At 37.4% G+C, this 14,035-nt stretch carries 10 protein-coding genes; 6 read left to right on the top strand and 4 right to left on the bottom strand.

What is annotated here, in order from left to right:
* Positions 1–148: 148 nt before the first annotated feature.
* Together Q1A31_RS09895 and Q1A31_RS09900 are read right to left on the bottom strand one after the other, a co-directional pair.
* The gene (locus tag Q1A31_RS09895) at positions 149–580 is read right to left on the bottom strand and encodes a CBS domain-containing protein (protein WP_299875883.1); all 432 of its coding nucleotides are present in this window, start codon (positions 578–580) and stop codon (positions 149–151) included.
* Between the two features lie 223 nt (positions 581–803).
* A complete protein-coding gene (locus Q1A31_RS09900; protein ID WP_299875885.1) occupies positions 804–2,576 on the bottom strand; it encodes a hypothetical protein in 1,773 nt (590 codons plus the stop codon).
* A gap of 311 nt (positions 2,577–2,887) precedes the next feature.
* Here Q1A31_RS09900 and rep point away from each other — a divergent pair, with 311 nt between their 5' ends.
* The gene (gene rep, locus Q1A31_RS09905) at positions 2,888–4,900 is read left to right on the top strand and encodes a DNA helicase Rep (protein ID WP_299876046.1); all 2,013 of its coding nucleotides are present in this window, start codon (positions 2,888–2,890) and stop codon (positions 4,898–4,900) included.
* 171 nt (positions 4,901–5,071) lie between these two features.
* Here the strand turns inward: rep and Q1A31_RS09910 are convergent, their stop codons facing one another.
* The gene (locus Q1A31_RS09910) at positions 5,072–5,722 is read right to left on the bottom strand and encodes a hypothetical protein (RefSeq protein ID WP_299875887.1); all 651 of its coding nucleotides are present in this window, start codon (positions 5,720–5,722) and stop codon (positions 5,072–5,074) included.
* Between the two features lie 496 nt (positions 5,723–6,218).
* On the opposite strand from Q1A31_RS09910, the gene smc reads away from it, so the two are divergent.
* The 5 genes from smc (at position 6,219) to Q1A31_RS09935 (ending at position 12,840) form a co-directional block, all read left to right on the top strand.
* The gene (gene smc / locus Q1A31_RS09915) at positions 6,219–9,767 is read left to right on the top strand and encodes a chromosome segregation protein SMC (RefSeq protein ID WP_299875889.1); all 3,549 of its coding nucleotides are present in this window, start codon (positions 6,219–6,221) and stop codon (positions 9,765–9,767) included.
* 62 nt (positions 9,768–9,829) lie between these two features.
* Entirely contained in the window at positions 9,830–10,528 is a 699-nt protein-coding gene (locus Q1A31_RS09920) for a cell division protein ZipA C-terminal FtsZ-binding domain-containing protein (RefSeq protein WP_299875891.1), read from the top strand.
* Positions 10,529–10,704: 176 nt separating this feature from the next.
* A complete protein-coding gene (locus tag Q1A31_RS09925) occupies positions 10,705–10,908 on the top strand; it encodes a PA3496 family putative envelope integrity protein (RefSeq protein WP_299875893.1) in 204 nt (67 codons plus the stop codon).
* A gap of 276 nt (positions 10,909–11,184) precedes the next feature.
* Complete coding sequence (locus Q1A31_RS09930) at positions 11,185–11,871, top strand: DUF599 domain-containing protein (protein ID WP_299875895.1); 687 nt, start codon at positions 11,185–11,187, stop codon at positions 11,869–11,871.
* Positions 11,872–11,934: 63 nt separating this feature from the next.
* Complete coding sequence (locus Q1A31_RS09935; RefSeq protein ID WP_299875896.1) at positions 11,935–12,840, top strand: DMT family transporter; 906 nt, start codon at positions 11,935–11,937, stop codon at positions 12,838–12,840.
* A 64-nt stretch (positions 12,841–12,904) separates the two neighbouring features.
* Here Q1A31_RS09935 and rluD read toward each other — a convergent pair whose 3' ends face one another.
* The gene (rluD, locus tag Q1A31_RS09940) at positions 12,905–13,942 is read right to left on the bottom strand and encodes a 23S rRNA pseudouridine(1911/1915/1917) synthase RluD (protein ID WP_299875898.1); all 1,038 of its coding nucleotides are present in this window, start codon (positions 13,940–13,942) and stop codon (positions 12,905–12,907) included.
* Positions 13,943–14,035 lie beyond the last annotated feature (93 nt).

The raw sequence follows: 14,035 nt of genomic DNA on the forward strand, positions 1-14,035 counted from the left end.
AAAAACATTGAATGTTAGAACACCGAATGAGGTATTCTACAAAGGAACGAATATTGCATTTAATAGTTGAATTCACCCCCCCCTACTTTAAGGCGGTTTTTCAAAACCTAACTTAACACTGAATGATTAAATTCTGATTAGCTTAAGCTTAGCTGTGAATATACTGTTCAAGCTGACCAATTAAGGTCTCTTGCTCTGCGATGACTTCTTTTACCAGATCACCAATAGATATAATACCAATCAACGAACCATTCGAATCAATCACTGGTAAATGACGAATGCGTTTTTCAGTCATGATAGCCATACCTTCAGTGACAGTGTTTTGAGGTTCTATCAAAGAGACCTCTGATGACATCACTTCACCCACTTTTGTTTTATCTGTATCAAGATCATTCAATAACACTCTACGTGTAAAATCCTGTTCTGTGATGACCCCTTTAATGTCATTTCCCTGTAAAACTATTAAAGCTCCACACTTCATTTTTGCCATTTCTTTAACGGCATCAATAACGCATGTTTCAGGAGTTGTTACATAGACTTGATTGCCTTTTACTTCGAGAATTTGATTAATCGTTTTCATTATAAATCCTATCCTGGTGTCATAAAGCGCTTATAAATTATTATGTGCTACTTATTAACATAGTACAGAATGAATAGATTTACCCATTTCTGAGCATCATCGATTAGTATTATCAAAGCCTTAAACGAAAAAACCCAGCCAGTGTATTGATTTAGAAGCATCAATACACTGGCTGGGTTTTATAGATATAACAGACTAATTTTAACTATAGTCTTCTTGTCATCTAAACAGTTTCATGAAAATCACTATGACCCTGCATTTCTTTTAAACTTTCTTTTACAAGATCTTGCTTAATTTCTAGCTCACGAATTTCTTGTCGTTTTGCCTGTTGATTTTCTTCTATTTTCTTTAATGCATCCTGTTTCAAAGATTGTTGCTCTTCTAACTCTCTAATTTCTCGTTGTTTAACAACTTCAACTTCTGTTTTCTTTTGACCTAAATCCATAAGTTCTTGTTTAACAGCCTGTAATTCATCTTTACGAAGTTGCTGTTGTTGTTCTAGCAAATTTAATTCCTGTTGCTTTTCTTTTTGGACTTCTGCTTTATGTTCATCGAGTTTTTGCTGACGCTGTGACTCTAATTCACTTTGTTCAATTTTAATGCTCTTTTGTTCAGCAATACTCTCTAAATCTTTATTTTTACCTTCTTTCTGCGATTCCAGATCAGCTATATCCTGTTCAACGAGTGCAACCTGATCTTTGAGTTTTTGAAGATCTTTCTGGCGCAGATCAAGATGCTTATCGATCTGTTTGATATCTTCAAGTTTATTCGCTTTTTGTTCATCCAATTGAGCAATTTGCTGTTTCTCAAATGTGACACTTTGTTCTTTTTTCTTTTCTAATTTTTGATCTACCATTTCCAGTTGATCGAGTTCTTGTATCTTACGACGTGCTTGCTGATCCAGATTAGCTAGTTCTTTTTCTTTAAGATTTTTAACTTCTAATTTTCTAGTTTCTAATTCAGTGTGCTCGCGCTGATTTATCTCCATCTCTTGATGCTTCAGTAGGTAATACTGCTCAAGTTGCTGGATACTTTGTTGTGTTAATTTTTGACGCTCTTTGAATTGATTTAACTCTAATTGGGTTAATTCGATTTCTTGTTCAATTTGCTTGATATCTTGTTGTTTTAAATACTGTCTTTGCTGATATGGATCAGTACTCGATGTCGAAACAAATCCTTGAACGGGCGCAGATTCATTATTGTTAATCTCAACCGTAGGAATATGTTGCGAAGCATTCATTTCTAAAATGGCATCTTCAGGTATATCGTCAATATCAAGTTCAGAGTTATTGTTATCAAGATAATCAATAGGGCTGTCTAGTTTTTCAGTCTTATTAAATTCAACCGGCTTAGCTAAATCAGCCTTCAATTCTTCTACTTCTTGCTTATCATTTTCTTGATCATGACTTTCTTCTATATTTACAGGTGTAATTTCAATTGAGTCGGATTTATGCTCATGACTGGAATCGTGATCATCTTCCTTTTCAGCAACATTCTTATCTTCAGTTGCTTTAGTATCTGCTTTAACGTCCTCAGTAACTTTAGAATCAGCTGCAGAGGGATGCTCTTCCTCAATCACTACTTCTTCATCGACTAATTTTTCTTCAAAATCAGCAACGATCATGTCATCTAATTCTTCGTGTATTTCTTTTAAAAGCTTTTGATAGGCATTTGAATGCACGTTTAAATCATCGAATCTTTCAATCAACTCAGCACGCGTCTTCGGGTTATACATTCGCATAGATTCATAGTATAAAACGCTGTAAGACTTATGGAATTTGGTATGAATATCATTGACTTCTTTGTACCAGCTAAAGTTTCTTAACCTTGTACCGTTAGAATTAAACCAAAGATGAAATTCGCAATCTTCACAATCAAGTGGAGCCTGGGCCGTATCCAGGTTTAACCCATCGATTAGAATCTGGCCGTGTTTAACCCAGACTTCATGTGATTCAATAGCACTATTGATAATACTGATGACTTTTTCTTTTTTCATTGTTAACCCGACAACTCGATTATTTTTATTAAAATTATGTTTCGATGTGTTCTATGTGTTCTATGTGTTCTATGTGTTCTATGTTTGCATCGTCGTTTGCATGCTACTATGCAATGACTCTATATTAATGCAGTATTCATTTATTTTCAAAGCGAATAGATTAGCGGTATATAAGGCTTTCAGATAGTTTTTTACTTATTGTTTAATAACAGAAAAATAAAATACAATATTGTTAAACTTCTAATGCAAAAGCATGATTCAAGGTCTACCATAGCGATTCTTTTTATCAAGAAGTACAACTTGTGGCAGATATACCTCAAATGAATCCACAACAGCAGCAAGCTGTTGAACATATTGGATCACCTCTTCTAGTGCTAGCTGGTGCTGGCACAGGTAAAACTCGCGTGATCACACAGAAAATTGCCTGGTTGATTCGCAGTGCCAAAGTAGATGCTAAAAATATCGCAGCAATCACTTTTACCAATAAAGCTGCTCGTGAGATGAAGCATCGCGTGTCCGAAATTCTTACCAAAGAAGAAGGTAAAGGGCTAACTGTATCAACGTTTCACACTCTGGGACTGGATATCATCCGTAAAGAATTTAAAGCATTAGGGTACAAACCCGGCTTTACCATTTTCGATGCACAAGATAGTTCTACGATTCTCAAAGAACTCACCATGAATAAAGTCGTCAGTGATGATCAGGAAGAAGATAATGATGATGCACGCTGGATTATTTCACGCTGGAAGAATGACTTTGTCTCACCTGAAAGAGCTTTTGAGATAGCAACATCTGCGCATGAAGTACATGCTGCCAAACTCTATAGAAGTTATCAGCGACAACTGAAAGCTTACAATGCAATAGATTTTGATGACTTGATTCTGCTTCCTCTACAACTGTTTAAAGATCAACCAGAAATATTAAAAAAATGGCAGAATAAACTACGTTATTTACTGGTTGATGAATATCAGGATACCAATATTTGCCAATACGAACTGGTTAAACTACTCGCTGGTTTGCGCAAAGAATTAACGGTTGTGGGAGACGATGACCAATCAATCTATGCCTGGCGTGGTGCAAAACCAGAAAATATCGCTCAATTACAAGAAGATTACCCGACCTTGAAGGTAGTTAAGCTCGAGCAAAATTACCGTTCTACCTCATTAATACTCGATAGCGCTAATGCATTGATTGCAAATAACGATCACTTATTTGACAAAAAATTATGGAGTAGTCTGGGTGAAGGCGAGAAAATTAGGATCGTACCCTGTAAAAATCCCGAGCACGAAATAGAAACAGTGATTGGTGAAATCATGAAATATACCTTTCGTGATCAGGCAAAATATCAGGATATGGCGATTCTATATCGTAGCAATCACCAGAGTCGCTTATTTGAAAAATACCTAAGAACCAACAATATCGCTTATAAAATCAGTGGCGGAAAATCATTTTTTGAACGCGCTGAAGTCAAAGACATACTCGCCTATTTAAAATTAATAGTGAATACGTCAGATGATGCAGCATTTCTGCGAGTCATTAACACACCCAAAAGATCTATTGGTGCAAGCACTCTGGAAAAACTGGGTAATTATGCGAACGAACGTCATATCAGTCTATTCACTGCAAGTCAGGAAATGGGCTTTGCACAACGTGTTTCACAAAAAGCACATGCCAGGGTTAAAGGCTTCATCTACTGGATCAATGAGTTGATTACAGAAAGTCACGAAACCCAGCCTCAGGACATCGTAGAAAAAATAGTTTCTGAAACAGACTATGAAGACTGGCTACACAATGTCTCTGGCTCTGATAAACAGGTAGAGCAGCGTATGGCAAACGTCAATGAAATCATTGATTGGACCAGACGTCTTTACGAAGATGGCCAAGGCAAAGAAACCTTGGGCGAAATCATTGCTCACATGAGTTTGATGGATCTTTTAGAGCGAAATCAGGAAGAGGAAGAAGAGAACGCAATCAGCCTAATGACCATGCATACGGCAAAAGGTTTGGAGTTCCCTTATGTATTCCTGATTGGTGCAGAAGAAGAGATACTGCCTCATGCCAATAGTATGGAAGATGATGGACTAGAAGAAGAACGTCGATTAGCCTATGTGGGAATCACCCGAGCAAAAAAGCATTTGTGTATCACCTACGCTAAAGCACGTAATAGATTTGGCGAAAGACTCAGTTGCGAACCCAGCCGATTTTTAGAAGAGTTACCCGACGCGAATGTCGTCTGGGCAGATCGTGAAGAAGTGTCTCCCGAGAAAATGCAAGAAACAGCACAGTCTTATATTTCTAATTTACAAGCAATGCTGGATGATTGATTTCGGTTTTGAAAGGGATTAGGTTCTGGAAACGACATTAGATTTGTATACTTGATTTGCATAATGAAGAGTAAACAAAAATAGTCACCCCCCTACTTTTAGGCCTTTTTTCTATAACGTGTATTATTAGATAACTTAGCTTATATAAAATAGCTCATAAGAGTATTTGGCTTATTCTCTAAATGTATTACCGCAAAAGCGACAACGCAAAAAGCGAATATCAGGAAGACTTGAAACTTCTTGAGAAGGTTTTAACTTAATAACGTTTTGGCTTCCACAATTTGGACAATCACCTTCATTATGTGCAGGAAGATTTGGCAGATCTACTTTGGTATCACTTACGCGCTGTCTTCCGGTTGTCTTATCTTCAGTAGAAAGCAATGATGCAGTTTCCACGCTTTCATCTGCATCTAAAGGAGGTAAACGATTATCATGTTCTGCAATTAATCGCTGACATTGCTTTCTGAATGGTTTTAACAGACCTACTTTATCAAATTCATTCCTGAATTCATTGAGCAGTTCTTTGGTGGGTAATTTTGGCTGGAAATCTGGTTGCATAAAACTGAATAAAAACAGCTGATGCTTTGCCCAACGCAGTAAGCCATCATCATCCAGGCAAAGTACTTCTTGAAGTGCCACCAAACGCAATAAGATTAATTGTTCATTGCCTGACAAATTAACCATTTTTTTTGTGTCAAAAAACTTTTTAAAGCGTGCCCAGGGCAAGCTACTGGAGAATAAAGCGATAGTACTTATAAAATGAGGGTCCGGTGCCACATATGAACTTCCCTTTCCCATTTCTTCTGCAACATATAAGTTCACACTAACTCCTTGTGTATTAATTTTAAAAAATGCACATCCTGCATTTTCGTATTTAAAAATTGATGTATTCGCATATTTATTTGTACAGAATAATTAAATCAAAAACTCACTGATATAAACTAATGTGGCTTGGTCTATATCAGCAGACAAACGGTAGTTGTTTTAATGAACCATTTTTGAAGTTACAAATGTTGTATGTTCTTTGAGCAAGGGTATAAATACTAATAGCTCAGCTCATAATATTTTTTTGCTTTCTTCGCAAAAAATGCGGGGGTCGACGACTACATATTCGATACATGAGCTGGCAATAACAAGACATAGAAACTTATTATTCGTCGATAGACTAAGTGGCAGATTACCGTGTCTGGGTTCACTGAAATTACATTGTTTAACCATAGCGATAAAACACGATTAAATGAGTTTATGTTTTTATTGAAACACGCGTGTTCTTTACCTATCATTGTGCACCTATGTCCTTTACTACCCCTTCCCTACATTGCGTTTAAGCAAAATAAAAATCGCCGGCTTTAAGTCCTTTGTTGATCCCACAACAATAGACCTGCGCAGCAATTTGACAGGTATTGTTGGGCCCAATGGTTGTGGCAAATCAAACACCATCGATGCTGTTCGCTGGGTTATGGGTGAAAGCTCGGCAAAACACCTGCGCGGTGCTTCGATGGAAGATGTTATTTTTAACGGATCATCTGCGCGAAAACCAATTGGACAAGCTTCCATAGAATTACTCTTTGATAACAGCGATGCGACTTTAGGTGGTGAATACGCCCAGTTCTCTGAAATTGGCATAAAACGATTAATTTCAAGAGACGGACAATCTAAATACTTTCTCAATGGCACACGCTGTCGACGCCGTGATATTACCGATATTTTCCTCGGTACAGGTCTTGGTCCCAGAAGTTACGCGATTATTGAACAAGGCATGATTTCCCGGCTAATCGAAGCTAAACCCGAAGAGTTAAGAAACACTCTGGAAGAAGCAGCAGGTATTTCTAAATACAAAGATAGACGCCGTGAAACAGAACGCCGCATAAAAAATACCCGTGAAAACCTTGATCGTCTCAGTGATTTAAGAGAAGAACTAGAAAAGCAGTTATCACATTTAAATCGACAGGCTAAAGCAGCAGAGAAGTTTAAAACCTTCAAACAGGAAGAACGTCGCGTCAGTGCAGAATTAATCTTATTACGCTTGAATAAAGTGAAGCAGGATATTCTCACTAGAGAAAATACCATTAACGAAAAAGCCACCTCGCATCAGGCGCAACTTTCTGAACAGCGTTCACTAGAAAACCAGATCGAAACTAAACGTGCTGAACACATCGAAGCGAATGAAAACTTCAACACGGTACAAGCTAATTTCTATCAAATTGGAGCTGAGATTTCACGCTTAGAGCAAAACATACAACATCAAAAAGAACTCGCTGAAAGGCATCAACGCGAGTTAAATCAAGTCGATAGTGAAATAAATGCCGCGAACCTGCATGCCGAAGAAGATCGAAGACAATTCGAACTGGCACAACAGGAATTAGCCACACTGGAACCGCAACTGGCCGAAAAACAGCAGGCATTTACTGAATCAACAGAAGCGCTGAACGAAGCAGAGTCCAAACTCAGCGAATGGCAGTCTAGCTGGAATTCTTTACAGCAGAAACTCGCTGAACCTGCACAACAGGCTCAGGTTGAACGTGCTCGTATGGAGCAGTTGGAAAACCAGTTACAACAAGTTGCCAGTCGTTTAATAAAACTGAATACGGATAAAGGTATTTTCAATACCGAGTCACATAAAGAAGAGCTAGTTCAACAGCAACAACTACTGACTGAAACAAAGCAAAAATCAACGCAGGTTCAGGAAGAATTTAACCGCTGCAAAGATGCTTTAAGTGCTCAAATTGAAAACAATAAATCACTGCAAAATAAAATTCAGGAATCGCGTTCTGAGCTACAAGGTTTGAGTGGCAAACTATCGTCTCTTGAGGTTTTACAACGCGCTGGTTTAGGTAAAGACAGTAACAACAAAGCCGCCAAAAAGTTAAAGAACTGGTTAGTAGAAAATGGACTCGACGATGTTTCACCTTTAGCTGAATCTATTAGTATTGAATCTGGATGGGAGAAAGCATTAGAAACCGTCCTCGGTGATTTACTCCAGTCAAAACCGTTAGAATCACAACAACAACTTAAAAAGTTAATGGCAAATGCGCCAGATGTTTCGGCTTCTTTCATTATTAAAAGTGATAATGACACCCCCCCACTTTCAGGCAGTTTTTCTGATTCGTTTACGGGAAGCCTTGCTGAAAAAGTGACTAAGCCCAGTTACCTGCACACTTTACTAATTAACTTTAAATGCGCAGATTCACTGGAAGATGCTATTTCAAATCAGCAGTCATTAAAAGCTGGTGAAGTTTTCATCACCAAACAAGGCGTTTTATTAGGATCAAACTGGTTAAAAACACAAGCCAAAGATTCTGGAAATAAACACGAAGGTGTTTTAGAACGACAGAAACAAATCGATGAAACACTGGCTAAAATTGAAAATACTAAACAGCAATTAAACAGTCATGAAGATTCATTAGAAAATGGCCAGCAACAAAGAAAAGCATTAGAAGAACAACAGTCTGAATTACAAACACGTTTGAATGAATTACATCGTGAAGAATCACAGGCACAGTCTGTCATTTTCGCCAGTGAAAACCGTATAAAACAAACTGAATCAAACCAGCAACGGGTTCTTGCTGAAGTTGAAGAATTAGAAGTTCAGCAAATGACAAATCAAGAGTCTCATCAAAGTGCGACTCTTTTACGCAATCAGGCTTTGTCTCTATTAGAAACGCTAGAGTCTCAAAAAGTGGATATCGAAGGCAAAGACGCGCCTTTGGTTGAAGAAGTAAATCGATTAAAAGAACAAACCAGACAACTTGGCAGTGAGACTCAGCAAACTCAAATTAGAGTTGAGAGTTTTAAGACAACTCAGACCAGCGCGCAGCAACAGTTGAATCGTCTTGATGAACGTTTAAGTTTATTACAAGAACGAAAAATCCAACTTGTTGAACAGGATAAAACAGCAGACAACGATTCAGTCGAAGTTTCAACACAGCAACTAGAAATACAATTAGAAAAACGCAAAGATGTTGAAACCGAATTAGCAAAATCGAGAGATGCATTACAGCTAATCGATAATACCGTAAGAGAACTGGAACAGAAAAGACATCAGGCTGAGCAGGAAGTTGAACGCTTTAGAACGTTACTTGAAAGCCTAAAAATGGAATGGCAGGAAGTCAGTGTTCGCGAGCAAACCTTGCAAGAGCAGTTTGATGAAACCGAGTTTAATCTAGAAGAGCTTTCACAAGAGATAGATGAAAGCATCACACTGGAATCTCATAAGAACTTATTGGAAAGCATACAGACTAAGGTATCAAGACTTGGGGCAATCAACTTAGCAGCGATTGAAGAATTCAAAACCCAAAGTGAGCGTAAAATATATCTCGACAAGCAAGATGCGGATCTGATGGAAGCACTTGAAACTTTAGAAACAGCCATTGCCAAAATTGATAAAGACACCAGAAGCCGCTTTAAAGAAACCTTCGAAAAAGTAAATTCGAGAATTCAGGATATGTTCCCGCAATTATTTGGAGGCGGTAAAGCACACCTTGAAATGACCGGAGACGACCTGTTAACGACCGGCATCGCGATTATGGCGCAACCACCGGGCAAACGCATATCTAGTATTCACCTAATGTCTGGTGGTGAAAAAGCCTTAACTGCCGTGGCGATGGTGTTTGCCATCTTTGAATTGAACCCAGCGCCATTTTGTATGCTAGATGAAGTTGATGCACCGTTAGATGAAGCCAATGTAGGACGTTTTTGCCAATTAGTGAAAAAGATGTCGGACAGAGTCCAGTTTATTTTCATCACGCATAATAAAACAACGATGGAGCTGGCCGAGAATTTAATCGGTGTCACCATGCGCGAACCTGGTATTTCCAGATTGGTAAGTGTAGATGTAAATGAAGCATCCAGAATGGTTGAAGAATAAGCGTTAAGCAACCCGCTTTGTATATAAACTAAAAACTATAAAAGGCTAATCACGAGTAAACGATGAATATAACCAGTATTTTAATCACCATTGTCGGCATTATTTTTATAATCGCGCTGTATTTATTGAGCCGCATTTCTCAAAGTAAATTGCCGAATAAAGACGTGTCACTTTTGCCTGATATTAAAGATGACGATGGTAAGCCTTTCACTTCTATTCTTGATGATATTCCTGCAAGAGATGGAATCAAACCCACTAAGACTGCAAAAACTGAAGTGTATTACGAAAAAGTAAAGTCTGCTGCTGCAGATAAAAGTGTTTTGAAAAAGTCGGTTGATTCTAATTCAAGCACTCAAAGTATCGATATTCAGCCAATCAAACAACAGATTGTTCTGTTTATTTCTGCGCATGATGAATCTGGTTTAGACGGTAATTTAATCGAACCCGCTTTAGCTAAACATGGCCTGCAGTTAGGTGAAAATGATATTTACCATTATTTCGATGAAGAATTAGACAGTAAAAGCCTTTTTAAAATTGCCAATGGTGTGGATCCCTGGACATTGACCAGCCAGGATTTAAGCAATAAAAAACTCGCTGGTTTATCCGTTGTTATGCTTCCAAACACCAAAATAGACGGAAAAATGGCCGTATCAATTCTTTTAAAGACGGTTGAAAACCTGGCTAACGATATAAATGGCGTATTAAAAAACGATCAACAACAACTACTTACGCAACAAGATAAAGAATTTTTATTAAATTAAATAAAATTTAATATTTTTTATTACCGCTCATCTGGCGTTAAGCTAGAGTCACTATAATGAAACCCATACACTAGTAATGTATATCAAGATAAGTTCAGCTAATTATCTTATTTTAATCAAAAATAGCTTTAAAAAAACAAATAACAATAAGACTGCTAACAGGGGAAGGTAATAATATGAGATACAATGATCAAACGTTAAATCCGGATTTAGATGATAAAGAAGTAATTCCAAATCTGGAAGAAGTCAGTGGCGATGACAAATCAGACAAAAAAATCAAAGCACACGTTGTGCGCAGAAACATCGAAGATTATCTAGAACGTAAAGCACTAGAACGTAGTCTGAAAGAAGTTTTTGATGACGATTATTTATTAGACTAGTTTTACAATTAAAGCATAAATTAATACGTATTAATTATGTTGCGCTTTATATATATTGCGTTTCGTAAAATAAGAACTAAGTAAAAGTCGAAAAAAACTGATAAATACTATCGAAATTGCTTTTCGTAATTTGGGGGCATGAATATGTTTTGAAATATCCCTATTCGTTTTGTAAACAGCTAAAAATTTTAAATCACAATAAAAGTTTGGATATTTATATCCAAGACTTATCTATACTATCCCTATATTTTTAAGTCTATTTATTGGGGAATCTTTATGCCTTCCGATATATCCTTGTCGGATATCTTTGCAATTTTATTATTTCTATTATCCTGGTTCAGTATCAACTGGATAAGTAATCATTATAAAACCAAAGAAAAAAATACCCTTTATAGCTTATCAAAGAGCTACCGCAATCAATGGATGCATAATTTACTCGAGAGGGAAAACCGCATATCCGATGTTGCTCTTGTTGGTCATTTGATGCGCAGCTCTTCATTCTTTGCTTCTACTAGCTTACTGGTACTTGCGAGTTTAATTGCGGTATTCGGTGTTATTGATCAAGCCATAAAAGTAGTAGACGATATTCCTTTCGCTATGCATGTTTCAGCTTCGTTCTGGAAAATAAAATTATTACTCATTACTGTTATCTTTATATTTGTGTTCTTCAAACTTGTTTGGTCAATCAGGCAATATAACTATACTGTCATAATGATTGGAGCTGCTCCGAGTATATTTGATGAGAACCAACAAATGTTCGCTTACGCGGAAAAATTAGGCGTCGTCATTAATCGTGCAAGTCGTCATTTTGTTGACGGAATGCGTGGTTTTGAATACGCCTTAGCCGCACTAGCCTGGTTTATACATCCCTTTGTTTTTATTGCTGCTACTTTATTAGTAACACGCGTAATATATCGACGCGAATTCTCTTCAAGAACCTTACAGGCCATGGAAGATAATTAATTCTCAAGAAGAACAAATTAATTAATCTCTAACTTAAATTCACATCTAAAATAAGCGGTAAAAATGAACAAAGATTCTGTAAATCACGGGCTGGGCGTTTACTTTATATTATTGCTACCCCCATTATTCTGGTCTGGTAATTTTGTAGTCGGAAGAGCAGTAGCGGATGCAAACGCACCTTTGGGATTATCCTTTTCACGCTGGATGCTCGCTTTTTTCCTATTACTTCCTTTTGCGATCAAACCGATCTGGCAGCAACGCCATATTATCAAGTCACATTTCTGGGGTATTACACTGCTGGCTGTTTTAGGTATCACTGGTTTTAACTCCATTGCTTATATAGCGTTGCAATACACCACGGCAACCAATGCCACCTTACTCAACTCGTTTATTCCGATCTTTATCTTTGTGATATCTGTTGTTTTCTTTAAAGAGAAAATAACCCTTAAACAAGTTCTCGGTGTTCTGGTGTCGTTGCTCGGTGTGGTCGCAATTATTACCCGTTTAGATATTGCCGTGATCCAGCATCTAACCATCAATATAGGCGATCTTTGGATGCTATTAGCGGCTCTAGTATGGGCGCTTTATTCGATACTTCTAAAATATCTAAAACCCAAAGAAATGTCTGCTATTGCATTTTTAACAACTATTATTTTTATAGGCTCTACAGTTCTGTATCCCATTACATTATGGAATCCATTTAATGAGCCCGATATTGTATGGAATGGCACCATGATTAAAGCTGTATTTTATATAGCGGTATTTCCTTCTATTGTGGCTTATCTTGCATGGATATATGGGTTAAATATAATTGGTGCGGCAAAAGGCGGACAATTTATCCATCTGATGCCATTTTTTGGGGCTATTTTAGCCGTTGTCTTTCTTGGAGAAAAAATCCAGTTATTCCATCTAGTCGGTGGGTGTTGCATCGCATTAGGTTTATGGCTGAGTTTATCTAAAGCTAGATAAATAAATATAAGTCACCCCCCTACTTTTAGGCGGTTTTTCTATAAGTATTAATCTGTGTTTAAATTTAATCAGATTTTACAATCTGTAAGCGGTCCACCAAATATTGCATATCTTTTGGCATATCCACTTGCCATGACATTTCTTCTTGGGTGTGTGGATGCATGATTGTTAGACGCGTTGCATGTAATGCCTGACGATTCATTTTTTGTAATAGTTCGCGTAACTCTTCATCAATATTCGCTGGTACGCGTGATCGCCCACCATAAACTCTATCACCCAATATAGGCATATGCTTCCACGCCAGATGCACTCGTATTTGATGAGTTCGACCTGTTTCTAGATTTACTCGAAGCAAGGTGTGATGGAATAGCTTTTGCTCTACGCGATAATGCGTAATTGCTGTTTTGCCGCCACCGTTCGTCAACACTGTCATCTTTTTTCTATCTTGTGGATGACGACCTATATTGGCTTCGATGGTATCGCCAGCAATCACTTCTTTGCAAACTAGTGCTAAATATTCTCTTTTAACTTCACGTTCCTGGAGTTGATTAACTAGTGCAGTATGCGTTTCTAAGGTTTTTGCCACCATCATCAAACCCGTGGTGTCTTTATCTAAACGATGCACGATACCTGCTCTTGGTAAATTCTCTTGTGCTGAATTATGTGCAAGCAGTCCATTAACCAGTGTGCCACTCTGGTTACCTGCTCCTGGATGCACTACTAAACCAGCAGGCTTATTAATAACTAATAAATGGTCATCTTCATAAACTATGTCTAGTTTAATTGCTTCTGGTAAATCATACGTTTGTTGCTGCAATACCGGTGTTACAATGACTTCTTCGCCACCCACGACTTTATCTCTGACATTACCCGCTTTGTTATTAATCCGAATATCGCCAGATTTAATCCATTTCTGTAATTGGCTACGAGAAAATTGTGGGCAGAGTTCAGCAACTACGCGATCTAGTCTTTCGCCTAGATATTCTTCTGGAATAGAAAAACATATCTGATCATTTGTGTTCGTACTCATTTCTGGCTGTGTTTCATTATCATTGTCATTCTCGTTATGATTATTTTGACTATTTTTTTCATTATTACTCATATTCACTGTTATTTTTGACCGCTTCTCTGCAAACAACTTCCAATTATAAGGTAATATTTATTCATAATGTTGTAATACTGTTCTAATAATTAA

This window comes from uncultured Cocleimonas sp. (genome assembly GCF_947495625.1).
In the GTDB taxonomy this organism is placed as follows: Bacteria; Pseudomonadota; Gammaproteobacteria; order Thiotrichales; family Thiotrichaceae; genus Cocleimonas.

Coding starts and splice junctions, on each gene's coding strand:
- Q1A31_RS09895 (WP_299875883.1), bottom strand. CDS start 580: ATGAAAACGATTAATCAAATTCTCGAAGTAAAAGGCAATCAAGTCTAT.
- Q1A31_RS09935 (WP_299875896.1), top strand. CDS start 11,935: ATGAACAAAGATTCTGTAAATCACGGGCTGGGCGTTTACTTTATATTA.
- Q1A31_RS09920 (WP_299875891.1), top strand. CDS start 9,830: ATGAATATAACCAGTATTTTAATCACCATTGTCGGCATTATTTTTATA.
- Q1A31_RS09930 (WP_299875895.1), top strand. CDS start 11,185: ATGCCTTCCGATATATCCTTGTCGGATATCTTTGCAATTTTATTATTT.
- rluD (WP_299875898.1), bottom strand. CDS start 13,942: ATGAGTAATAATGAAAAAAATAGTCAAAATAATCATAACGAGAATGAC.
- Q1A31_RS09925 (WP_299875893.1), top strand. CDS start 10,705: ATGAGATACAATGATCAAACGTTAAATCCGGATTTAGATGATAAAGAA.
- Q1A31_RS09900 (WP_299875885.1), bottom strand. CDS start 2,576: ATGAAAAAAGAAAAAGTCATCAGTATTATCAATAGTGCTATTGAATCA.